Source organism: Streptomyces sp. NPDC006872 (assembly GCF_040635845.1).
In the GTDB taxonomy this organism is placed as follows: Bacteria; Actinomycetota; Actinomycetes; order Streptomycetales; family Streptomycetaceae; genus Streptomyces.
Map to the genome: position 1 here is coordinate 246,635 of NZ_JBEYIL010000004.1, position 20,274 is coordinate 266,908.

The 20,274-nt window shown below is 69.1% G+C and carries 38 protein-coding genes; 35 read left to right on the forward strand and 3 right to left on the reverse strand.

Annotated elements, in window-relative coordinates; translation table 11 throughout:
- Positions 1 to 16 precede the first annotated feature (16 nt).
- Entirely contained in the window at positions 17 to 466 is a 450-nt protein-coding gene (locus tag ABZ725_RS13995; protein WP_358802917.1) for a hypothetical protein, read from the reverse strand.
- 154 nt (positions 467 to 620) lie between these two features.
- Entirely contained in the window at positions 621 to 1,052 is a 432-nt protein-coding gene (locus ABZ725_RS14000; protein ID WP_358802918.1) for a hypothetical protein, read from the reverse strand.
- 292 nt (positions 1,053 to 1,344) lie between these two features.
- Between ABZ725_RS14000 and ABZ725_RS14005 the strand changes: the two genes are divergently transcribed.
- The 27 genes from ABZ725_RS14005 to ABZ725_RS14135 all read left to right on the forward strand — a co-directional run bounded on the left by ABZ725_RS14005 (position 1,345) and on the right by ABZ725_RS14135 (position 15,153).
- Complete coding sequence (locus ABZ725_RS14005; protein ID WP_358803253.1) at positions 1,345 to 1,584, forward strand: helix-turn-helix transcriptional regulator; 240 nt, start codon at positions 1,345 to 1,347, stop codon at positions 1,582 to 1,584.
- Positions 1,585 to 1,866 (forward strand): hypothetical protein, encoded by a 282-nt coding sequence (locus ABZ725_RS14010; RefSeq protein ID WP_358802919.1) that lies wholly within the window; start codon positions 1,585 to 1,587, stop codon positions 1,864 to 1,866.
- An 88-nt stretch (positions 1,867 to 1,954) separates the two neighbouring features.
- The gene (locus ABZ725_RS14015; RefSeq protein WP_358802920.1) at positions 1,955 to 2,770 is read left to right on the forward strand and encodes a phage antirepressor N-terminal domain-containing protein; all 816 of its coding nucleotides are present in this window, start codon (positions 1,955 to 1,957) and stop codon (positions 2,768 to 2,770) included.
- Positions 2,767 to 3,024 carry a hypothetical protein gene (locus ABZ725_RS14020; RefSeq protein ID WP_358802921.1) on the forward strand — a complete coding sequence of 86 codons (258 nt, stop codon included), beginning with the start codon at positions 2,767 to 2,769 and terminating at the stop codon, positions 3,022 to 3,024. The genes ABZ725_RS14015 and ABZ725_RS14020 overlap by 4 nt, the downstream gene beginning before the upstream one ends.
- Positions 3,017 to 3,922 (forward strand): hypothetical protein, encoded by a 906-nt coding sequence (locus ABZ725_RS14025; RefSeq protein ID WP_358802922.1) that lies wholly within the window; start codon positions 3,017 to 3,019, stop codon positions 3,920 to 3,922. The genes ABZ725_RS14020 and ABZ725_RS14025 overlap by 8 nt, the downstream gene beginning before the upstream one ends.
- A complete protein-coding gene (locus ABZ725_RS14030; protein WP_358802923.1) occupies positions 3,919 to 4,650 on the forward strand; it encodes a hypothetical protein in 732 nt (243 codons plus the stop codon). The genes ABZ725_RS14025 and ABZ725_RS14030 overlap by 4 nt, the downstream gene beginning before the upstream one ends.
- Positions 4,647 to 4,874: a hypothetical protein gene (locus ABZ725_RS14035; RefSeq protein ID WP_358802924.1), complete on the forward strand. Its 228-nt coding sequence runs from the start codon at positions 4,647 to 4,649 to the stop codon at positions 4,872 to 4,874. Before ABZ725_RS14030 ends, ABZ725_RS14035 begins: the two co-directional genes overlap by 4 nt.
- Complete coding sequence (locus ABZ725_RS14040; protein WP_358802925.1) at positions 4,871 to 5,590, forward strand: hypothetical protein; 720 nt, start codon at positions 4,871 to 4,873, stop codon at positions 5,588 to 5,590. The genes ABZ725_RS14035 and ABZ725_RS14040 overlap by 4 nt, the downstream gene beginning before the upstream one ends.
- Complete coding sequence (locus ABZ725_RS14045) at positions 5,590 to 5,838, forward strand: phiSA1p31-related protein (protein ID WP_358802926.1); 249 nt, start codon at positions 5,590 to 5,592, stop codon at positions 5,836 to 5,838. The genes ABZ725_RS14040 and ABZ725_RS14045 overlap by 1 nt, the downstream gene beginning before the upstream one ends.
- Entirely contained in the window at positions 5,838 to 6,113 is a 276-nt protein-coding gene (locus ABZ725_RS14050; protein ID WP_358802927.1) for a hypothetical protein, read from the forward strand. The genes ABZ725_RS14045 and ABZ725_RS14050 overlap by 1 nt, the downstream gene beginning before the upstream one ends.
- A complete protein-coding gene (locus tag ABZ725_RS14055) occupies positions 6,110 to 6,322 on the forward strand; it encodes a hypothetical protein (protein WP_358802928.1) in 213 nt (70 codons plus the stop codon). Before ABZ725_RS14050 ends, ABZ725_RS14055 begins: the two co-directional genes overlap by 4 nt.
- Complete coding sequence (locus tag ABZ725_RS14060) at positions 6,319 to 6,795, forward strand: hypothetical protein (RefSeq protein ID WP_358802929.1); 477 nt, start codon at positions 6,319 to 6,321, stop codon at positions 6,793 to 6,795. Before ABZ725_RS14055 ends, ABZ725_RS14060 begins: the two co-directional genes overlap by 4 nt.
- Positions 6,792 to 7,280: a hypothetical protein gene (locus ABZ725_RS14065; protein WP_358802930.1), complete on the forward strand. Its 489-nt coding sequence runs from the start codon at positions 6,792 to 6,794 to the stop codon at positions 7,278 to 7,280. Before ABZ725_RS14060 ends, ABZ725_RS14065 begins: the two co-directional genes overlap by 4 nt.
- Entirely contained in the window at positions 7,277 to 7,699 is a 423-nt protein-coding gene (locus ABZ725_RS14070; RefSeq protein ID WP_358802931.1) for a hypothetical protein, read from the forward strand. Before ABZ725_RS14065 ends, ABZ725_RS14070 begins: the two co-directional genes overlap by 4 nt.
- A 71-nt stretch (positions 7,700 to 7,770) precedes the next feature.
- Positions 7,771 to 7,920, forward strand: coding sequence for a hypothetical protein (locus tag ABZ725_RS14075; RefSeq protein WP_358802932.1), 150 nt, complete (start codon positions 7,771 to 7,773; stop codon positions 7,918 to 7,920).
- Positions 7,917 to 9,035 (forward strand): DNA polymerase III subunit beta, encoded by a 1,119-nt coding sequence (locus ABZ725_RS14080; RefSeq protein ID WP_358802933.1) that lies wholly within the window; start codon positions 7,917 to 7,919, stop codon positions 9,033 to 9,035. The genes ABZ725_RS14075 and ABZ725_RS14080 overlap by 4 nt, the downstream gene beginning before the upstream one ends.
- 63 nt (positions 9,036 to 9,098) lie before the next feature.
- Positions 9,099 to 9,746, forward strand: a complete 648-nt coding sequence (locus ABZ725_RS14085) for a hypothetical protein (RefSeq protein ID WP_358802934.1) — start codon at positions 9,099 to 9,101, stop codon at positions 9,744 to 9,746.
- Positions 9,747 to 9,870: 124 nt separating this feature from the next.
- On the forward strand, positions 9,871 to 10,110 hold the full coding sequence (locus ABZ725_RS14090) for a hypothetical protein (protein ID WP_358802935.1): 240 nt from the start codon (positions 9,871 to 9,873) through the stop codon (positions 10,108 to 10,110).
- Positions 10,110 to 11,087 carry a lambda-exonuclease family protein gene (locus ABZ725_RS14095; RefSeq protein ID WP_358802936.1) on the forward strand — a complete coding sequence of 326 codons (978 nt, stop codon included), beginning with the start codon at positions 10,110 to 10,112 and terminating at the stop codon, positions 11,085 to 11,087. Before ABZ725_RS14090 ends, ABZ725_RS14095 begins: the two co-directional genes overlap by 1 nt.
- Positions 11,084 to 11,887, forward strand: a complete 804-nt coding sequence (locus tag ABZ725_RS14100) for a recombinase RecT (RefSeq protein ID WP_358802937.1) — start codon at positions 11,084 to 11,086, stop codon at positions 11,885 to 11,887. The genes ABZ725_RS14095 and ABZ725_RS14100 overlap by 4 nt, the downstream gene beginning before the upstream one ends.
- A 59-nt stretch (positions 11,888 to 11,946) precedes the next feature.
- A complete protein-coding gene (locus ABZ725_RS14105; protein WP_358802938.1) occupies positions 11,947 to 12,252 on the forward strand; it encodes a hypothetical protein in 306 nt (101 codons plus the stop codon).
- Positions 12,249 to 12,626: a hypothetical protein gene (locus ABZ725_RS14110; RefSeq protein ID WP_358802939.1), complete on the forward strand. Its 378-nt coding sequence runs from the start codon at positions 12,249 to 12,251 to the stop codon at positions 12,624 to 12,626. Before ABZ725_RS14105 ends, ABZ725_RS14110 begins: the two co-directional genes overlap by 4 nt.
- The gene (locus tag ABZ725_RS14115; protein WP_358802940.1) at positions 12,623 to 12,853 is read left to right on the forward strand and encodes a hypothetical protein; all 231 of its coding nucleotides are present in this window, start codon (positions 12,623 to 12,625) and stop codon (positions 12,851 to 12,853) included. The genes ABZ725_RS14110 and ABZ725_RS14115 overlap by 4 nt, the downstream gene beginning before the upstream one ends.
- Positions 12,850 to 13,695 carry a hypothetical protein gene (locus ABZ725_RS14120; RefSeq protein ID WP_358802941.1) on the forward strand — a complete coding sequence of 282 codons (846 nt, stop codon included), beginning with the start codon at positions 12,850 to 12,852 and terminating at the stop codon, positions 13,693 to 13,695. The genes ABZ725_RS14115 and ABZ725_RS14120 overlap by 4 nt, the downstream gene beginning before the upstream one ends.
- A 20-nt stretch (positions 13,696 to 13,715) precedes the next feature.
- A complete protein-coding gene (locus tag ABZ725_RS14125) occupies positions 13,716 to 13,946 on the forward strand; it encodes a WhiB family transcriptional regulator (protein WP_358802942.1) in 231 nt (76 codons plus the stop codon).
- Positions 13,943 to 14,407, forward strand: a complete 465-nt coding sequence (locus tag ABZ725_RS14130; RefSeq protein ID WP_358802943.1) for a hypothetical protein — start codon at positions 13,943 to 13,945, stop codon at positions 14,405 to 14,407. The genes ABZ725_RS14125 and ABZ725_RS14130 overlap by 4 nt, the downstream gene beginning before the upstream one ends.
- Complete coding sequence (locus ABZ725_RS14135; RefSeq protein ID WP_358802944.1) at positions 14,407 to 15,153, forward strand: DNA methylase; 747 nt, start codon at positions 14,407 to 14,409, stop codon at positions 15,151 to 15,153. The genes ABZ725_RS14130 and ABZ725_RS14135 overlap by 1 nt, the downstream gene beginning before the upstream one ends.
- Positions 15,154 to 15,208: 55 nt before the next feature.
- Here the strand turns inward: ABZ725_RS14135 and ABZ725_RS14140 are convergent, their stop codons facing one another.
- The gene (locus tag ABZ725_RS14140; RefSeq protein ID WP_358802945.1) at positions 15,209 to 15,430 is read right to left on the reverse strand and encodes a hypothetical protein; all 222 of its coding nucleotides are present in this window, start codon (positions 15,428 to 15,430) and stop codon (positions 15,209 to 15,211) included.
- Positions 15,431 to 15,630: 200 nt separating this feature from the next.
- On the opposite strand from ABZ725_RS14140, the gene ABZ725_RS14145 reads away from it, so the two are divergent.
- Genes ABZ725_RS14145 through ABZ725_RS14180 form a run of 8 tightly spaced genes read left to right on the forward strand, consistent with a single transcriptional unit; the run spans position 15,631 to position 20,220 of the window.
- Positions 15,631 to 16,953: an HNH endonuclease gene (locus ABZ725_RS14145; RefSeq protein WP_358802946.1), complete on the forward strand. Its 1,323-nt coding sequence runs from the start codon at positions 15,631 to 15,633 to the stop codon at positions 16,951 to 16,953.
- 31 nt (positions 16,954 to 16,984) lie between these two features.
- Positions 16,985 to 17,947, forward strand: coding sequence for a hypothetical protein (locus ABZ725_RS14150; RefSeq protein ID WP_358802947.1), 963 nt, complete (start codon positions 16,985 to 16,987; stop codon positions 17,945 to 17,947).
- Positions 17,944 to 18,594: a hypothetical protein gene (locus tag ABZ725_RS14155; protein ID WP_358802948.1), complete on the forward strand. Its 651-nt coding sequence runs from the start codon at positions 17,944 to 17,946 to the stop codon at positions 18,592 to 18,594. Before ABZ725_RS14150 ends, ABZ725_RS14155 begins: the two co-directional genes overlap by 4 nt.
- Positions 18,591 to 18,908: a hypothetical protein gene (locus ABZ725_RS14160; RefSeq protein ID WP_358802949.1), complete on the forward strand. Its 318-nt coding sequence runs from the start codon at positions 18,591 to 18,593 to the stop codon at positions 18,906 to 18,908. Before ABZ725_RS14155 ends, ABZ725_RS14160 begins: the two co-directional genes overlap by 4 nt.
- Positions 18,905 to 19,210: a hypothetical protein gene (locus ABZ725_RS14165; RefSeq protein ID WP_358802950.1), complete on the forward strand. Its 306-nt coding sequence runs from the start codon at positions 18,905 to 18,907 to the stop codon at positions 19,208 to 19,210. Before ABZ725_RS14160 ends, ABZ725_RS14165 begins: the two co-directional genes overlap by 4 nt.
- Before the next feature lie 49 nt (positions 19,211 to 19,259).
- Positions 19,260 to 19,694 (forward strand): hypothetical protein, encoded by a 435-nt coding sequence (locus tag ABZ725_RS14170; RefSeq protein WP_358802951.1) that lies wholly within the window; start codon positions 19,260 to 19,262, stop codon positions 19,692 to 19,694.
- On the forward strand, positions 19,691 to 19,960 hold the full coding sequence (locus ABZ725_RS14175) for a helix-turn-helix domain-containing protein (RefSeq protein ID WP_358802952.1): 270 nt from the start codon (positions 19,691 to 19,693) through the stop codon (positions 19,958 to 19,960). The genes ABZ725_RS14170 and ABZ725_RS14175 overlap by 4 nt, the downstream gene beginning before the upstream one ends.
- Before the next feature lie 41 nt (positions 19,961 to 20,001).
- Positions 20,002 to 20,220, forward strand: a complete 219-nt coding sequence (locus tag ABZ725_RS14180; RefSeq protein ID WP_358802953.1) for a hypothetical protein — start codon at positions 20,002 to 20,004, stop codon at positions 20,218 to 20,220.
- Positions 20,221 to 20,274 lie beyond the last annotated feature (54 nt).

Below are 20,274 nucleotides of genomic sequence, written 5' to 3' on the forward strand. Positions count from 1 at the left end.
GGGAGCCCCCGTTCGTTCAGATGCGGCTCATCGGCTCGGGGCTATTGTCGATGATCTCGCCCGCGTACAACTGGAACCAGTGTCCGCCGGCGAGGAAGTCCTCGGTGGCCGGGTTCATGGCGGCGGCGAACTGCTCCGGATTCAAGTCGGGGCAGATGTAGACGCGGACGGTGCCTCGGTCTTCCGCCACGCACGCGCCGATGTCGCGCGGAACCCAGGGGCGGAAGATGTACTCGATTCGCAGGGGCTGGTCGGGGGTGTCGCGGGAGACGATCTCCGTGCCCCACAGTTGGAACCAGTGGGACGACGACATGAGCCGATCGATCTCGATGTTCAACTGCCGCACCACGTCGGCGAGGGGTCGGGTTTTGTCGAGGCGGACTCTGATGGTTCCGCGGTCTTCGTCTATGGCGGCCAGCCGGCCGGGTGTGAGGTCTTCGACGGCTTCGTAGGCGACGTCCAGCATGCATCCTCCCCGCGTACAACGGTGCACTCAGCCAGAACGGCCGGAAGTGCACGGTTGGTGAAGGGTACGTCTACTGAGAGTCGTCAACAACCGGTTGAGTAAATGTCTACTTACGGACATTGTCGATCAGTCAACGCCGGGCGTCCGCCTGTCGCTACTCGCCGGCCTCACGCCGGGCGCGCTCCTCGGCCTCGATCATGTAGCGCCATTTCATCAGCTCCGCCTTCGACTTGCCCGCGAGGTGGCCGACGATGATGCGGACCTCCTCGTCGTAGCCCGCGAGTTCGGTCGCCTCGTACATCAGCCACTGCTCGGCGGTGGCCTCTTGTACGCGGCGGAACGGCCTGCGGGTGGCTGCGGCGATGGCCTGCATCTGGTCCGGCGACGGCGGGTTCACTGGAGGAGTCTTGACGAGCTTCTGGTACCACTGCTTCGGCAGGCGCTTGCCCTGCGGGTCGATCCCCCGGTCGGCCATCTCCTGGTAGGTGATTCCGGCCTCGTTGGCTTCCTGGATGAGCCGGGAGAGCGCGCCGGCAGGAGTGGTCCCGGCCGCGCCCTGGTCGGAGGCGGTGGCCGCTGCCGTCATGTCGTCTTCCTCTCGCGTCACTGTCACACCGGCTGTCTCTAGGGATAACGGATAGCGCGGGAAAAATAGCAGGTCAGTCTGTACAACCTTCCCGGATCCGGGACAGTCCGTCCACAGACCAACGCTATCTGGCCATGAACTTTGCCGATACTCGCCGACAGGCTGTCCCGATTCTGTTGACATGGCGTCCCGAGAGGAGTTAACTCAAAGCCAGTGAAAGGCACCTCGCAACGGGGGAGATCCATTGAGCGTGCGCTACATCCTGAGAGACCTCGACTACTTCCAAAGAACCATGAAAACCCCAGGTCGCGGCAAGCCTTACACTGTCCGTGATCTAGCGGAAGCGAGCGGTGTATCCCGCTCTCAGGTCGGCCGGCTGCACTCCGGAGATCTCGACCACCTCGACGTCATCGACGCCCACGCCATAGCGGAGGCCCTCGGTGTCGGCGTCCTGGTCCTCTTCATGCCCCCATCGTCCCCAAAACAGGGACACCCTGACATCGAAGCAACCCCCACACGAAGGAGTACCTAAGTGCCCAGGCTCGCCAAGACCCCGACCCCGCCCCCACCGGGACACGTCTGGATCGACGAAGCGGCACGACGCATGAGCGTCACCGTCCAGACGCTCTACAACTACCGGCAGCAGGACAAGGGACCCGTCGGCATCCCCTCGCCTCGCCGCCTCGCCTACTGCATCGACGAGATCGACGCCTACCTCGCCGAACGCCGGCAGGCCGCCGTCAGTGCCATCCGCGCCCACGAGTCCCGCCCGCCAGAGCCGCGTCTCGCCCGCATCGCTGACGTCGCCGCCTGACCTGCGCATGAAGAAGCCGCCCCGCAACGACCAAGTCCGGGACGGCCTCTGGATCCCTCCACAAACGACTGAAACGAAAGGGACCACTGTGTCCATTCTGCCTGAACAGTCGACCGAGGTCGTCAAGCTCGACCTGTCGGCTGGCTCCGTACAGACCATCCTCGTCGACGGCACCCCGCACATCGTGCTCAAGGCCGCGGTCGAGGACTTGGGCCTCGACTACTCAACGCAGCTAGCGAAGCTCCGACGTCGCTCCTGGGCAGTCATGGGGCAGAGCCCCACAACTGCCGCCGACGGCAAGACCTACAGCACGACCGTCATCCCGGTCCGCACCTTCCTGATGCTGCTGGCCACGATCAACGAGCACCGCGTCGCGGAGGCCCACCGCAACACGCTGGTCGCCTTCCAGAACGAGACCGCCGACGCGATCGAGGCGTACTGGACGCAGGGCGGCACGATCAACCCGCGGGCCACCGAGGACCAGCTCGACTCGCTGATCTCCCGGGCCAAGCAGCAGGCCGAGATCCTGTCCATCCTCTCCGGGATCGTCTCGCCGGAATGGCTGGAGACGAAGGGCCGCCTCGTGGCCGCCCGCGCCCTGGGCGAGGAGCCGGAGGTCGACCCGCTCGACATCCCCCTGTACGTCCCGGACTTCCTCAAGGACAAGGGCCTGAAGCGCAAGCAGATCGAATCGGTGCAGTCCTGGTTCGGTCGCCGCGCCGCCGCCATCCACAAGGAGCAGACCGGCGAAGAGGTCGGCACGCGGCAGTCGGATCTGCCGAACGGGTCGGTGCGCGAGACGAAGGCGTGGACGGAGCGGCACCGGCCGGCTTTCGAGGAGACGTGGACCCGCTACTACGCGGCCCAGTTCCCCACCCAGCTCGGCCTCGGCGGTGCGGCATGACGCGCCCGTGGTCGTCGATGGATGTGCCGCTGGCAGTGGTGGAGGCGGACATCGCTGCAGCCCATTTCGAGCAGGCCGCCGGCCGGACGAAGTCCCCGTCGGATCAGATCGCGTTCCGTCTCGACGCCTGGCTGGTGAAGCACCCGGACGACGTCCGCGCGGCCGCCGCCGCGTACCCCGACTGGCCGGCCCAGTTCGCCGCCATCAAAGCAGCCCACAGCTCCACCACTGCAGGAGAGGCCGACCGTGTCTGACGCCACCACGTCCGTCCCCACGGACTCCGACCCCGACCCGTTCTGGATCCAGCACCGGGCCGAGTTCCTCGCCGCCAGGAGCACCAGCGCCGACCCGTCCGCGTGCGGCACCTGTCGCGACCTGGCGAAGAAGGGGCAGCCGGTGAAGCACGAAGAGTGCCAGCAGCGCGCCACGCTGCTTCACGCCCCCGATCACCCGTACTACGAGATCCTCGCCGGCTTCTCCCTGGAGGAGAACGCGAAGCTCCCGGCCCGCTTCCACGTCCCGATCTTCGACGACTGCGGGGTGCCGAACTCCTGGCTGTGCGCGGTGTGCCAGGACGAGGGAATCGTCACCGGCTGGCCGTGCGCAACGGCCGTCAAGTACGGCACGAAGGTGTTCACGCCGCTACACGTGGCGGAGACGGTGCAGGAGAAGCAGGCAGCCGAGTTGGCCGCCTACCGCTCCCTCGAACTCGGAGAGCCCGACGGCCGCGTTTCTGCATGCTGCGGAGACCCTGAGCACCCCACCTGGCTCCACGCCCCGAGCGACAACCGCGGCTGCCCCTGGTGTCGCATCGCCAAGCTGGAGGACGCCCTAGCCGCCACGGGTCGATCGCTGTCGTCGTTCATCTTCGACTCAGACGATCCCGGCGCTGACGCCTTGGGCGCTCAGTGGCTCTACCACCAGGCAATGCCGCAAGCGGACGACCCCTTCGCTCAGCCGCGCGCCTTCCGCTCCAGCGTCTTCACTGAGGCGGCTAAGGCCATCCAGGAACTGAACGGCCACACGCCGGACGGCCACCGCGAACGCCCGCAGGCGTACCTCGACGGCTATTCGGACGGACTCGAGGACGCGTCCGAAGGCTTGGAGAAGCTCGCCGATCAAGCGGCCGAGGGTTCCGAGGCGACGGCATGAGCGACTACGCCGAGATCGCAGGCCACTTCGAGCGCGACTTCGCCGAGGCCAAGCTGACGGAACTCCGCGAGGACGGCCTGTACAGGCACGTCCACTTCTCCGCCCCCAAGTCGATGAACCGGCTGCTCCTGGTGACGTGGCCGTACAACCTGCTGGTCGCCGGGTCGCACGGCTCGTTCCACTTCGAGCGGTACGGCGACGACACCGAGGACATGTTCGACTGGCTGCGCGGCATCCGCGTCGAGCCGTCGTCGTGGGCGTCGAAGCTCCTCAACGGACGCCGCTCGGTGCTGGAGTACGACCAGGACCGCCTGGTCCGGCAAGTCAAGGACGAGGTCGCCGACGCTGTACGCAACGGCGGCCCCCGGGGTCTGCGGGCGGCCGTCCGCGAGCAGATCCTCGAAAGCGACTGGCTGCACAGCAAGGACATCGCGCTCTCCCTCATCAATGAGTTCGAGCACGGGACGAACTATCGCGCCGAGTGCTCATGCGGCGCTGGGGAGGACCGCGATTCCTACAGTTCGGCGCTGACATGGGGCACCTACTCGCACCGCCGCAGCGACGGCCATGAGGTCTCCGTGAAGGAGTTGGGCGGTTTCGCCTTCTCCGACGTGTCCGAGTGGCACGTCGACAAGATCGGCTATCACTTCGTCTACCAGTGCCACGCAGCCTCGTGGGCCATCCGCCAGTACGACGCCGCCCGCAAGCCGGCGGGGGTGACCGCGTGAACACCCCGAAGGACTCGTTCGTCGCCGACTTCAAGGCGCTGTGTGCGGCCCTGAACATCGAGACGGTGACGGTGACCGACACGTTCGGCCGCCAGGACGTGCAGGTCGACCGTGACGGGCTCAACAAGTTGATCGCTGCTGGTCTGCTGCCGGAGGACCCGACCACGCACCCCGCGTGGGAGGACGTTCTCCGCAGGCACCGCGAGGCGGGGGGCGCGTCGTGAACGTCGAGACCTTCAACGCCCTGCATGAGGTCGGCACCCCGGTGCTCGCCTACCCCGGCGCCCGGCCGGAGGACGACCTGGGCGGCGAGCAGCTCATCACGCGAACCCGCACCCGAGCCCAGCGAGTCTGCGGCCACAGCGACGTCGTCTGGGTCGACGGACACGGCGCGTGGATCGCCCTCAGCCACGTCGACCCGGTCACCGAAGCCGAGTGGGAGAAGGCGCGGAACGACCGCGATGCCGCCACCGTCGCCCGCAGGGCGGCCCTGCTCGCCGCGGTCCAGGAACGCCCGTCGCTGGAGTGGAAGCCCGGTCTGGCGGTCGGCGCGCTGCGGCGGGCTGGCATCCACCCGGTGAGCATCGGCACCGCATCCAAGGATCTGCAGGACCTGGCCGCTGAAGGGCTGCTCGTCGCGCACACGGAAACCGTGATCCGCGGATACGGGCTGCCCGAAACGGCCCCAGGAGGAGAAGTGACCGCGACGATCTGCGGCGGCATCACCGCCAACCTCGACACCGGCCCCGTCCAAACCCGCTACGGCCGCGACGGCGAAGGCCGCCAGACGGCGTGGCTGATCGTCGGCGACAACGAGATTGCCCTCAAAGCCAGCGACTCCCCGCCGGAACTCCTCGACCAGCTTGCGGAGAAGGCGGCCGAGTTGGCCGCGTGGATCCGGCGCGACCAGCAGCTGGCCGTGCTGCCGGAGGTGTCGTGATGGACGCGATCCTCGACGGCGCCCGCATCAACTTGGACCGTGTGCAGGTCGCGGCCGACGGCACCACATGGCTGTGGACCTGCGACATCAGCGAGTCCGGGCAGCCCCTCATGCAGCGGGTCGACCAGCCCGGCCAGCCCGGCGAAACCCTGCCGGTCGACTACCTGGTCCGCTGGCACGGCCCGCTCACCCCGCAGCGCCGGCCCACGACCGCGGCCATGTACCGCCGCGTCCTGGCGGTGGCGTGATGGCCGGCTTCTGGATCCGCATCGACCCGCAGGGCTGCGTCACCGGCTCCGTCCGGGAGGACTACATCGGGGCCCTGGCCGAGGACGCCCACAGGGAGTTCACGCCGCGGGTCGCCGACCGCCGCCGCGAGGCAGCGGAAGGGTGGCGGCACGAACTGGTCAGCCCCGCCGAGTTCGACGCCCGCGCCAAGCCGTGCCTGCTCCGGCAGTGCGACCACCGCAGCCGCGGCGGCCGGGTGGTCGAAGACGTGCAGCTCGGCGAGGTCGCCTCGTGACCGCCACGCCTGAACTCCCGCCGCCGGCCGCCGGCTTCATGGACGCCCTGGCCTGCCTCTACATCCTCCGCGCCCTCCCGCACATCGCCGCCCTGGAACGGGCCCTCGACGAATCCCGCAACCTCAACCACCGGCTCCGCACCGCCCGGGACTTCGCCGACAGCGACGCCGCCGGATACATCGACCGCACCGGACTGGAGGAACTGTGAGCGCCGTACCCGACACGTACCTCGGAATGCCCGTACCCGAGTCCCTCAAGCAGAGGTGGCGCACCTGGGAGGCTGCGGACTGGCGTCAGCAGCAGTACCTGAACACCAACCGCCTGTATCCGCCGGACGAACGGTTCAACGTTCGCCTCCCCGAAGGCATGTGCGAGCGGCACGCGGAGAACTGGCTGGGATACCGCAACATGCGCTTCGACCCGGTCAAGGGCGACGCGTGGCCCGGCAACGCGGGTTCCCCGTTCCTGTTCGTCGGCACCGACATGGAAGACCTGCGGGAGCAGCGCCGCGCCGAATGGGACGAGAAGGCTTCCCAGCGGATGCATCAGGTCGAACAGATCTGCCGGGGTGGGCGCGGCGACGGATGCTTCCCGCGGAGGAAGACGGCCAAGGTGATCCACCTTCCTGCGGCCCGCGCGGAGGCGGTTGCCGACGCGCAACTGGCCGGGGAGGCGTCATGACCTTCGCCGAACTCACGCCCGTCCGCCTGGCGATGTTCGCCCGCCACGGCCGCACCCGGCACCGTGCCGTCGACGAAGTCGACCGCCTCAAGTTCCTCCTCTTCGGAGCCAACCTCTGCATCGGCGGAATGCACATCCAACTCGACGACCAGAAACGCCGGCACGCCGAAACTATCGCCCGCATCGACGAGCGGTACACGGAGATCATCGCTGGCCTCGAGGAGAAGGCCGCCGACCTCGAACGGCGCCTCAACATCGCCTGCCAGGCCACCGCCGCGGCCGACCAGACCCAGGAGATCGACACGGCCACGGTCGCCCGGATCTGCGCCAAGCCCGTGCCGCTGCATCAGGCGCCGATGGCCGCCACCACCGACCCGGGGCGCGTCCCGCCGTCCTGGGCGCTCAAGGAGCAGCCGCAGCTGGCCAGCAGCGAGGCCGACATCCCGAACCCGCCCTACGACCTGCCCGAGGGGGACTGGCGATGACCAAGACGAAGAACGACGACCGCAAGGTGTGGGCCGACAAGGCTGCCGCCATCATCGCCGCCGGCGCGAAGCGGACACCGGCCGAGCAAGCGGCCCTGGCCGCCGTCGACGAGAAGCGCTGGGTGCTCTGGCACACGGACGCCATGACCGACCTGGCACTCGCAGTGATCCGCATCCTGTCCGGCGCCGACCTGCTGCGCGACAAGGAGCACGAGAAGCAGCAGGCGAAGGCCGACCAGTTCTGGTCCGGCCACAGCGAGCGCACCCGGGCCGCCGAGCGAGCCGCCCTCGGACGCTTCACCGCCCTCGCGGATCAGGCAGCCGACCGGCTCGACACCGGGGACGACCCGGCCGCGGTCGCCAAGTGGCTGCGCGAAACCCGCGACCGCATCAACGAGGCCCGCGAGAAGGCGGCCTGACCGTCACACGCCGAAGCTCCCGGACGCTCGACCCGTCCGGGAGCAGCCACCAGCATCCCACGGAGGACCAGATGGGCACCGAACAACTCTCCCTCTTCGAAGTCGACCAGATCGCCGGCACCGGCAAGCTGCTGCCCTGGCCGACCGTCACGGAAGAGCCCAGCGCAGAACCGGCTGTCGACGGCGCTCCCGGCGACGAGCCGCAGGTGGAGGCGGCGTGAAGCTCCGCATCGACCAGAAGCAGCTGGCGGAAGCCGCACGCCGCGCGCACCGCCGCCTCCCCAACAACCCGCTCAACCCCGTCCTGGCCGGGCTGCTGATCGAGGCCGCGCCCGACCAGGTGACTCTCTCCGGGTTCGACCTGGAAACCTCCACCCGCGCCAGCCTGGAGGCGGAAACGCTGGAGCCCGGCCACAGCCTGGTCTCCGGCCGCCTGCTCGCCGACGTGACCGCAGCCCTGCCCGCCGGCCCCATCGACGTAGTGGCCGACGAACGGGAGCTGACGGTGTCGGCGCCCGGCACCACGTTCGCGCTGCCCGCCATGAACCGCGGCGACTACCCGGCCCTCCCCGTCCCGCCCGGCACCGCAGGCGTGGCCGCCGGGGAACACCTGGCTGTGGCCGTCGGACACGCCGCCACCGTTGCCATGACCCCCAAAGAGGCTGTTGGCAGCCGCGAAGCGTTCGGCGGCGTCCACATCAGCGCCGACGGCGACCAACTGGTGGTGGAAGGCTCGGACGGCTACCGCATCGCCCGCCACCGGCTCGCCTGGACACCCGACGGCGACGCCGCCGGCGACCTCCTCATCCCGGCCGCCGACATCGCGGTCACCGTCAAGCAGATGACCGGATGCCTCGTCCACGTCGGCTTCCCCGGCCCGGACGGCGGCGTCGCATCCCTCGCCACCGACACGCTCACCGTGACGAGCCGCACCATCGCCACCCCCTATAAGAACATCGACAGCCACTTCCCCGACCCGGCCAAGGCCGCGGGCTGGACCCGGGTCGACGCGGGCGAACTGCTGGAGGCGGTGAAGCGGGCTGCCTTGGTCAACGAGAAGGAAGAGCAGCCGATCACTCTCTTCTTCGACGGCGACCAGGTGATGGTGCGGGGCGGTGTCGAAGGCTCCCGCGGGTCCAGCCGGGTCGACGTCGAAGCCGCCGACCTGGACGGGTTCGAGATCGCATTCCGGGCCGGCTTCCTCGGATCTCTCCTCGCCCCGATCAGCGACGTCGTCCAAATCTGGTTCACGACCCCCACCAAGCCGGCGCTGATCGTGCCGGTCGACGACGACTCCTACCGGGCCGTGTGCATGCCCGTCCGCCTCCCCAAATAGCCCGGGTGCCCCACCGAGGCGAAGTCGGCGGGGCACCCCACCCAGCATCCCAGGAGACCCACAGTGATCACCATCGCCGACCGCACCCTCAGCCGCCTCGTCGCCCAGACCCGCCCGCACGTCGGAAACCTCGTCGACGCCGAAGACGTCCAGTGCATCACCTTCGAATACGAGAACGGCGTGCTGTACGCCATGGCCACCAACCGGTTCACGCTCGCCGTGTCCCGCACCCAGGTCACCAGCGGCAAGGGCGAGCCGTGGCACGCCATCGTGCACCGGCTGCAGATCCCCGAACTCGCCGCCGCCATCCGGCTGCTGGACGCCAAGCCCGTCAACCTCGAGCACACCGCCGACCAGCTCGTGCTCTCCGGGGACTCCGGCACCCGCATCGCCATCGACCTCAGCCCGTTCGCCAAGACCCCCCTCGACTGGCGCAAGATCCTGCTGCCCGCCCTGGAACGCGAGGCCAGCGGCCAGCAGATGGCGATGACGCCCAAGTTCTTCGGCGCCTGGAAGAACCTGCCCGGCCCGGTGCAGATGTGGTCGTCCGGCGAGGGCCGCCCCACGTTGATCGTCGCCGCCGACTTCCTCGGCGCGCAGATGCCGATCCGGCTCCGCGACGGCAAGGACGACACGCTGCGCCGCGAACTCGACGCCTGGGCCGCCGCCAAGCGGACTGAGGCCAAGCCTGCCGAGCCGGCCGCCGCCTGACCCACGCTTCCCGAACCGCCGCGTCGAGTGACCCCCACGCTCCGCGGCACCCAGGGCGGCTCGCCCCACACCCCCCGGCCGGGGCGAGCCGCCCGCCCAACCGCACACCCAGAAACGGGGCCCCATGTACCTCACCCACCACGTCGGCCGCTGGCAGATCGAACTGCACCAGCGGGCCGTGCACCTCACCCGACAACCCAAGGCCGACCCGGCATGCGGTGCCTGCTACGGCCGCGGCGGTCACGGCTGGTTCACCGCCTCCGGCAACGCCGACTGGGAGGACTGCCACTGCGTCAACCAGCTCCGCACCTGGAGCCTCCGCCTCTGGCCCCGCCGCAACACCGCGAAGGAGTACCCGTTCTGATGACCACCGCCATCTACCCCTCCGGCGCCGTCGTCGCGCTCGAGGCCGACGCCTCCCGCGAGGAGTGGCACGCCGTCCGAAAGACCGGCATCGGCGGCTCCGACATCGTCGCGATCTGCGGCCTGAACCAGTGGACGTCGCCACTGGAGATCTGGCTCAAGAAGACCGGCCAGCCCGTCCCCCGACGCATCGACGAAGTACTCGACGAGGCCGCCGAGATGGGCCACGAGCTCGAGCCGTTCGTGGCCAGCCGATTCACCAAGAAGACGGGCCTGCCGATCTTCGAGAACCCCGGGACTCTGCGCCTGCCGGAAATCCCGTGGGCGCTGGTCAACCTCGACCGCACCACCAAAGAGGCTGGCCTGCCGGGCGTCGTCGAAATCAAGACCCGCTCCAGCTACGCACTGAACGACTGGATCGACGAGCCCCCCGTCGACGTCCAGGTGCAGACCCAGTGGCAGATGCTCCTCACCGGCTGGTCCTTCGGCTACGCCGCAGCGTCGATCGGCGGGCAGCGCACGATCGTCCACCGCATCGAGCGCGACGAGAAGCTCATCGACGACCTCCTCGCCATCGCCGCCGAGTTCTGGGGCCGGGTGACCACCGGCGTCCAACCGCCCCTGGACGGCAGCCACGCCACCGGCCAGCTGCTCGACCGAATCCACGCCAAGCCCGGCCGTAAGGACGTCATCGCCGACGCTGCCGAGGTCGAGAAGTGGCTGAACATCCGGCACACCGCCCAGGAGCAGATGCAGGCCGCCGACATCGCCCTCACCGAGGCGGACAACCACCTCAAGGCCATGGCCGGCGACGGCACCGACGTCTACATCCGCGGCGAACTCGCCTACACGTGGCGGCCCCGGCTCGGCCAGATCAGCTGGAAGACCGCCGCCCTCGAAGCCAACCCCGACATCGACCCCGAGGACTACCGGGGCGAAAACACCCGCGTGCTCAACATCGTGATGGAGAACCAGTGACCACCAATGCCCGCAACGCCGTCGCCCGCCGAGCCGAGAACGTCGGCCAGGTCGAGCAGGCCGGCCAGCAGCAGAAGCCGACCATGGCGCAGCAGATCGAACGGATGAAGCCGGAGATCGCCCGCGCCCTCCCGAAGCACATGGACGCGGACCGCATCGCCCGCATCGCGTTGACGCTGATCCGCAAGAACCCCGACCTCGCCCAGTGCACCACCGAATCCTTCCTCGGCGCGCTGATGACCTGCTCGCAGTTGGGCTTCGAGCCCGGCTCCCCGACCCAGGAGGCATTCATCGTCCCCTACAAGGGGGAGGCCACCTTCCAGCTCGGCTACCAGGGCATGGTGACGCTCTTCTACCAGCACCCGATGGCGTCGTCGGTGAAGGTCGAGACCGTCCGGGAGAACGACTACTTCGAGCACGAGGAAGGCCTCGAGGAGAAGCTCGTCCACCGGCCCTGCCGGACGGGCCCGCGCGGCGCCGCGGTCGCCTACTACTCCGTCGCCCGCCTCATCAACGGCGGCCGCACCTTCAAGGTCATGTACCCGGCCGAGATCGAAGAGCGCCGCCTGAGCATGCCGTCGAAGAACAGCCCGGCCTGGCGGAACAGCTACGACGAGATGGCCAAGAAGACCGTCCTGCGCAACCACTTCAAGGCCCTGCCGAAGAGCGCCGAACTGGCCCGCGCCATGGCCCACGACGACACCGTGCGCACCGACTGGCAGCCGGACGCCATCGACGTCCCGCCCGAGTACCTCAGCGAGCCGCAGCGCCCCGAACTCGGCGCCGGCGGCAGCGACTAGCCCACACACCGGAGGCCGCCCCGCGGGAATCGGGGCGGCCCCAGACCAGGAGACCACACGTGACCACCAAGACCATGCATCAGAACGAAGGTCGACTGCGGGCCGTCCTCGCCACCCTCGCCGAACGGTGGGAGCAGCTGGCCGGCCCGAAACCGGACCCGGACGAGGGCCTGTTCGTCGACCAGCCCGGCCCAGACGAGTACGCGCGGGTCGAACGAGCCCACGCCTACCGCACGGCGGCCTCAGACCTGCGCGACGTCCTGCGGACCGGCCAGATCCCGCACCCGATCATGACCGACGCCGAGCTGGAACGGCACGGAACCGTCGCCCTCGACAACCTCGCCCGGCAGGAGACCGCGTCATGACCATCACCCCGGAGCAAGCGAAGGCCCGCGCCTCCCGAATCCTCGCCGCCCTCAACGCCGCCACCGTCACCGACTGGGACACCGCGGTCCTCGACCAAGTCGTCGTCCACCTCGGATCCCAGGGTCAGCCCTTCGGCATGAACGACATCCGCCTGATCGTCCCCGAGGACGCCTGCCGCCGGGCCGGCCTGTACTTCCGGGCACTCGTCGAACTCGAGCACCCGATCGTGCTGCGCGTCGTCGGCGAACAGGTGTCGATCAACCCGAAGGCCCACGGCAAGAAGGTCAACACCTATCGGCTCACCATCGCCGGCCGCGCCCACCTCCGGGACCGCATCAACAAGCGCATCGAGCAGCGGAGGGCCGCCGCATGACCGCCGCCTTGAAGCCGGCCGCCGACTGGTACATCGACCAGCTCGCCGAACACGGCTGGCTCACCGCCCTCGGCATCCAAGCCGGCCTGCTCCTCGCCGCCTGGTGCGTGCTCGACGCCGCCCTCCGCCGGCGCCGGCAGTACTGCGAACGCCGCGACGGCATCCGACGACTCCAGTCCTACGCCAACCACCCCGCCAACCACACCCGGAAGGAGGACCGGCCATGACCACCGCCCACGAGCCCAGCCGCTGGTGCCACCTCCAAGGCTGCGACAGCCCGGAGTGCGCACTCGCCAGCTACCGGTACATGAGCGCCCTCCGACTCGACCACAGCCGCGGCATCCGGCGCCTCCGCGACGCCGCGCCCGTCCTTGAACACATCCAGCGCCTCATCGCCAACGACTGGCTCGTCCGACAGATCTCAGCCGGCAGCGGCGTATCCCAGTCCGCCATCCGCTACGTCCTCTACGGCCAGCCCACCATCAGCCGGGCCCGCGCGGCCGCCATCCTCTCGATCCCCATCGGGCCCGCACCCGTCGACCACGGCACCGTCGACGCCACTGGCAGCATCCGCCGACTCCGGGCGCTCGCCTGCCTCGGCCACACCCTCGACGAGATCGGCGCCGAGACCGGAATGAACCGCCACCGGCTCGGCCGGATCATCACCGGCAAGCACGCCGAGCTCGACGCCTCCACCGCGCGGGCCATCACCACCGCCTATCGCCGCCTGTCCGCCTTCCGCAGCGACAACCCGCACACCATCCGCCGGGCCCGCGCGCAGGGCTGGCACGGACCGCTTGCCTGGGACGACATCGACGACCCCGCCTGCCAGCCCGAACAGGCCGCCCCCTACGAGGCCGCACCCAAGTACGAGCGCGACCCCGACAAGAACGCCGAGATCGAACACCTCTACCTCCTCGGTGAAAGCCCCGAGCAGATCGCCAAACAGCTCGGAGGCAACAAGAAGTACATCGGCGATCAGCTCAGCGCCATCCTCCGCCGCCGCGAAGCAGCCGCACGAATCGAGCGCGAGAAGGCCATGCGTGCCCGGTTGGGGGCCGCCGCGTGAGCGCCGGCCGGTACGCGTGGATGGCCGACGCGCTCTGCGCCCAAGTCGACCCCGACGAATGGACCGAAATCAGGCCCGGCGGAAGCAGCCGGCTACCCAAACGCATCTGCAGCCGATGCCCCGTCCAAGCCGCCTGCACCGCACACATCAACCGCATCGAAGACGCCGAAGGCACCCAGCCCGGCCTGTGGGGCGGCGCCAGCAAACAGCAGCGGACGAAGGCCCGACGGCGACTGGAGGAAGCCGCGTGAACTCCGACACCCGCCAGCAGATCGCGGCCCTGCTCCACTCCGGACACAGCGACATCGAGGTCTACCGCCGCACCGGCGCCGCACGCACCACCATCGCCCGCCACCGGAAACACCTCGGCCTGCCCGGCTACCACACCACCGCCGACAGCCCGGCCTGCCGCCACGGCCACCCCTTCCCGCAGAACCTCGGCCGCAACGAGAAGGGGCACCTGATCTGCCGCGAGTGCGTCCGAGCCAGCAACCGGGCCGCCCAGCGCCGTGCCTACATCCCCGCGCAGCCAGACGAGGTCGCCGTCGACCGGGCCGCCGCCGGAGACCCGCCCGCCCGGCTCACCCCGCGCGAGCGACATGCGGCGATCCGCCGCCTGGACCGGCAGCCGCTGTCGGCGCCGGCCATCGCGGGGCGTGTCGGCTGCTCCACGCGCACCGTCCAGCGGGTTCGCACCAAGGCGGTGTCGTGATGAACCCTCGCCCCCGCGTCCTCGACCTGTTCTGCTGCGCCGGCGGCGCTGGCATGGGCTACCACCTCGCCGGCTTCGACGTCGTCGGCGTCGACATCCAGCCCCGCCCCAACTACCCGTTCGAGTTCGTCCAGGACGACGCGCTCACCGTCATGCGGGACCGCGGGCAGGATTTCCACCTCGTCCACGCCTCCCCACCCTGCCAAGCACACACCGCGCTGACGAAGGGCACCAACCGAGGCCGCGAGTACGTCGACCTCATTCCGCAGATGCGGGAACTGTGCCTCTGGTACGGCGTCGACTGGGTCATCGAGAACGTGCCCGGTGCCGCAATCCGCAGGGACCTGACCCTGTGCGGCGAACAGTTCGGCCTCGGCGTCATCCGCCACCGACACTTCGAGTTCGGCTGGCTCGGCGCGGACCCGATAACTCCCATGCCGCACCGTCGGCATCGCGGCCCGGTCCGCGGCTGGCGGCACGGCGTCTACCGCGACGGCCCGTACATCGCCGCCTACGGCAAGGGCGGCGGCAAGGGCAACGTCGCCGAGATGCAGCAGGCCATGGGCATCTGGTGGACCGACGTCCACGAAGAGCTCACCGAAGCGATCCCGCCCGCCTATACGGAGTGGATCGGCCGGGAGTGGATTGTCCGCGGTCAATGGAACGCCAGGCGTGAGCCGGACGTGGAAAAACGACTCGCACGCCTGCGGCGCACACCCGAACAGGCCGCAACCTCAGCCGCCTAGGCCGCACACGACAAAGGCCCCGCCGCAGCGGGGTCAGGAAGGAGGGGACGTGACGTCAGTCGGAACCAGCAGTCGGCTTCTTGCGAGGAACGCGGACGACGCGCTTCTTCGGGGCCTCAATGCCCTGCTGCTTGCGCCATGCGGCGACGCGAGCGTGCGCATGCCGGCGCAGATCGTCGGCCCGCGACGTTCCCTCCGCCTCGCACAGCTCCCCGTATGCAGCCCACGTGTCGTCGTCGATACGGACCACGCGGCCGGGGGTTCCCTTCGTCGTCATGTCGACAGCGTAGCTGACCGTGCGATGGCTGGTCACCAGGCTGTAGCGAAGTGGCTGGTCATTGACCTACTGGTGACCGGTCACCTTGGGGTACTGTTCAAAGGTGCCACGGCGGCACAAAAGCGATCAAGGAAGCCGCCGTAAGGGCTTGGTTCCGTGCGCCCGAAAGCCCCCAACCAGCACTCTCCGAAAGAAGACCAATGGCCGTCTCTAAGCGCCTTCGCTACGAGATCCTCCGCAGGGATCGGCACATCTGCCGCTACTGCGGCGCGTCCGCCCCGGCCGTCCCGCTGCGCGTCGACCACGTCACGCCCGTCGCGCTCGGCGGAAGCGACAAGCCCGAGAACCTCGTCACCAGTTGCGAACCCTGCAACAGCGGCAAAAGCAGCGCCACCGTCGACTCGACTGTCGTCGCCGACGTGGGCGGCGACGCACTCCGGTGGGCCGCCGCGATGAAGCAGGCGGCTGAAGAACTGCGCCAGCAGCAGGTCCCGAAGGCCGCGTACCGAGAGTCCTTCGAGAAGACCTGGAGCGGGTGGACCCGAGAAGTCGGGTGGAAGACGGAGAAGGTGAAGCTGCCCGACGGCTGGAAGGGGAGCCTCGACACCTTCCACGAGGCCGGCCTGCCGCAAGAGGTCTGGCCCGACATTATCGAGAAGGCTATGACCAACCCCACGGTCAGAGCCGACAACACCTTCCGCTACGCCTGCGGAATCGCTTGGCGCATGGTCAAAGAACTTCAAGAGCGAGCACACCGGATCGTCGCTCCGTCTGCCGAGGGGATTCCCGACGCGCTCAGCCTGGTGGGGCAAGCGGCCGTCGACCGCTGGGCCCACGCCTGGGCAACCGATCTGGAAGAAGCGCCCTCACGTGAAGACCGCGCCAAGTTCGTGCACAGCCTCGTGGAACTGGAGGCGAGCGGTAGTTGGGTGGATCCGGAGCGACTGATCGCGACGGCCATCTCCGGCGGGACCGGGGGCTTCTCGACCATTCAGGACGCCATGGCGAACGCTGCCGATGACGCTCGCGCCCACGTCGTTATCGACTGGTGCGACGCGTGGAACGATCTCGACGGCGCGGCCACGTATGTCGAGCCGCCGGAGGGATTCCTCTTCAGCGTCGTCCATAACCAGGTCGACGACCTGGCGGACGCCGGCATCTCGTTGGAACGCATCAGGCGGGCCGCGCTCTTCGCCGGCTATCACCACTCGTCGGAGCTGCACCACGGCCTGCGAGCCAACGAGGTTGAGCACACGGGAGTTGACGCGTTCCGTCAGCGTGCTGTCGATCTATGGGTCCGCAGTTTCCGTGCCGGGGCCAACCGATGGCCCGAGCCCGAAGAGCGAAGCAGCTTCCTCGGCCACTACGACCGCGTTGCCGCGGACGCCGACTTCTACCTCAACGATGCTCTTGCCGCCGCTGCCGCGGCAGGGGCGTACCAGGACGTCGACCTGACCACCTGCCTGCCCAGGCATCTCTCCGCGCTTGAGATCGCCGCGCACCCTCTGGGCGGTGTCGCCTGATGTTCCACATCAAGCACGCGGGGGGCAGCTGATGCCCTGGTTCCGAATCGACGATAAGGCGCACTCCCACCCGAAGCTCATCAAGGCCGGGAACGCTGCGCTCGGCCTCTGGCTGCGCTGTGGCGCCTACGCCGCACAGCACCTCACCGACGGCGTTGTACCCGGCGTAGTCGCCGAGCTTTACGGCACCAAGCCCCAGGCAGCCAAACTCGTCAAGGCCGGCCTGTGGCACGAACACGGACACGGATGCTCCGGCGGATGCCCCAACCCGAGCCCCGGCGACTACGTCTTCCACGACTTCCTCGAGGACGGCCGCAACACCTCCCGAGCCCGCCACGAGGCCGAGAAGAAGAAGGCTCGGGAGCGCCAGTCGAAGCACCGTGAGGGCATCCGCGGAGCCGGAAACGCAGACCAAAACGCCGAGAAATCGAAGGACTTTACCTTCGATTCCTCCGCGAAAAAAAGTGAAAGTGCTTCGGAAAAATCTCAGAGTCTAAACGAAGATGCAGGTCAGAGTGACTCGTCACGGCGTGACGCTTCCGTCACGGGTATCCATGCCGGTGCCACTCCTTACCCCAGTACTTCCTACGGAAGTACTGGTGCTGCAGGCGAGCAGCGGTCAGGCGGCATCCCGGACCCCCTCGCCGAACTGAAACGGGGCATCGCCAACGCAGGCCTCGCAGGCATCGCATGGGACCTACGCGAATCAGGCTGGGAGTACACGCGCCAAGCCGTCGAGCGCGTGGGCACCGCCGCGATGGTCGCCTACGCAGTCAGCTCAGCACGGCTCAAAGGCCAGCCCGCCGGCGCTTCCGCCTGGGTCCAGGGCTGGCGCTCCCTCGAAGCGCCCGATGCCCAAGACGGGGTGGCCTACCTGCCCGCTGCCGTCGGCCAGAACGGACCAGTCAACCGCCAGCAACAGGAGACCAACGACATGTTCGACCGAGCCATGAACAGGGCGAAGGCCCGCAGGCAGCAGAAGGAGGGCCCGTGAACGAGGAAGAGACCGTGGTCCTCGCCCGCTATGTGCGGGCGCTGTGCCCGCAGCAAAAGTTCGACGAGTTCACTGCCGACGCCTGGCACGACGTTCTCGGAGACTTCTCGCTCGGCGACGCGCGGGCAGCCGCGGCGGCCGTTGCCCGCCGGCAACCGTTCGTGAGCCCCGCGGAGATCATCGGCGAGATCAAGCGGCTTCGAGGCGATCGTGCCGACAGTTTCCAGGGGCCCGGACTTCCAGCCGAAATCCCCGACGCAGACCCCGATGACGTTCCCGCTTACCTTGCAGCCCTACGAGCACAGCGGACTCGGGCGGCGGACGGCCTGGAGTTGAAGCCCCGGAAGATGGCGGAACTCTTGCCCGGCGTGGGCCGGGAGGTGCCGCCCGAGATCGCCGAGGTCAAGCGTCCCGGTCCGCTCGGCATCGAATGCTCCAACTGTGGAGCAGCGGTCGGCCGGCCATGCCGGACACCAGGCGGGCATGAGCGCGCACCCCACGCCGCACGCGCTGGCGGCACGAGCCCCGCGGATGAGCGAGCGGAGGTCGAACGCCGCCGCGCAGCATCCGCCCGCCATCTCGCCCGCCAGCAGGCCGACCAGGACATCCCCGACGCGGTGATCGTCGACGAAGGGGCTGTGTCGTGAACGGCCCGGAGCTGCAGCCCGACGACGTTGCCGTGATGCGACGCGAGGACCCGGACGGCTGGCGCCGCTACATGCGTCAGCAGATCACGAACGGCAAAGCCCGCCTCGAGCAGCCGGCCAAACCCAAGCCACCCCCACCTCCCGGCAGACGCCCCGGGGCCTGGCCGACGGGCTCGTCCCCGCCCGGTCCACCACCAGAGCGGTCACTGCCGAAAGCCGCCTGGGATGCAGCCGTCCGCCACTACCGCAACGAAGAGAACCGCCCCGACCAGCCCTGCGACTGCGGCAACTGCCCGCTGAAGGAGTCCCGATGACGATCCGTGCCGCCGCCCCGATGCCCGAGACCCTGCGCCACTTCATGCGCGCCAGCCAGCATCCGGCCCGCGCCGTCGCCTGCCCGCACTGCTGCGCCCACGCCCACCGGCCGTGCGTCCTGCGGAAGACCGGCCGGCAGTTGCCGGAGCCACACCCGCAGCGCGTGTCGGCCTGGGCCGAGGCGACGGCTTGCTGCCCCGAGTGCCAGGTCACCCCTGCGGTGCCGTGCCACGAAGACGGGCGCGCCCGCGGAACCGTCCACGCCGGCCGCTATCAGGAAGCCGAGGCCAGTGCCGCATGAGCGCATGGCGCGACACGATCGTCAGTCAGCGGCTGGGGGTGACGGTCTGATGCCCGCAGCGCATGCCTCTCGCGCCGACATCGTGCAGCTGCTTCGCGAAGGGCTCGGCAACGTTCGCATAGCCGACACGCTCGGCGTCCGCCGGGACCGCGTCGCCCGGATCCGAGCCGAGGAGGACATCTCGCCCTGCGAGCGGACGTGGCCGACGCAGGGGGTAACCCTCGAACAGAAGTGGACCGCCCACACCCAGCCCGTGACCGGCGGCCACATGCGGTGGACCGGGCCCATGCGAGGCACCACACCCAACTTCTGTCACGGCGGCAACCAGTCCGCCCGCCGCGTCGCGTTCCGGCTCGGCCACGGCCGTGATCCCGTCGGGCCGGTCCTGCCCGGCTGCGGACACGACTGGTGCATCGCCCCCGACCACACCACCGACACACCGATGCGAAACGCATCCCAGAAGTCCTACGGGAGGGCCGCATGAAGATTCGCGCAGACATCGCTGCCCTCGTTCGTGAAGGGCACACGAACGCCTCCGTCGCCCATCGCCTGGGCTGCCACCCCGACACCGTCGCCCGGGTCCGTCGTGCACTCCGTTGTCCGCCCGCTGACGTTCTCGGCCGGCTCTATGCCGAAGCCGTGCCCACCGGCCGAGTGAAGGACTACCGGCCCGAGCGCATGCCGACCAGCCCAGCGCAGCAAGCCGCCAACCGGGCCCGGCTGATGGCTGCACTCCGCGACGCCGCCTGAGTCGATCATCCCCGCGCGGACCACGCCGAAAGGACCACGACATGACCACCGACCGCCACCTCGCCGTGATGGCCCTCATGAACGAGATCGAGGCCCCCGCCAAGACCTACCGCCACTGCGTCCGCCGAGCTGCCGCAGCCCACACCGACAGCGCCGAGTACGACCGGGCCGTCGAACGCGGCAACGCAGCGCTCGACGACATCGAGGCCGCGGCCCGCCGTTGGGTCGCCAGCCACCCGGGGCAGACGCCCGCCACCTGACCGCATTCCTTTCCGTTCCATGCCATCCCGCCCATGCCACCGCATGCCGGGTGA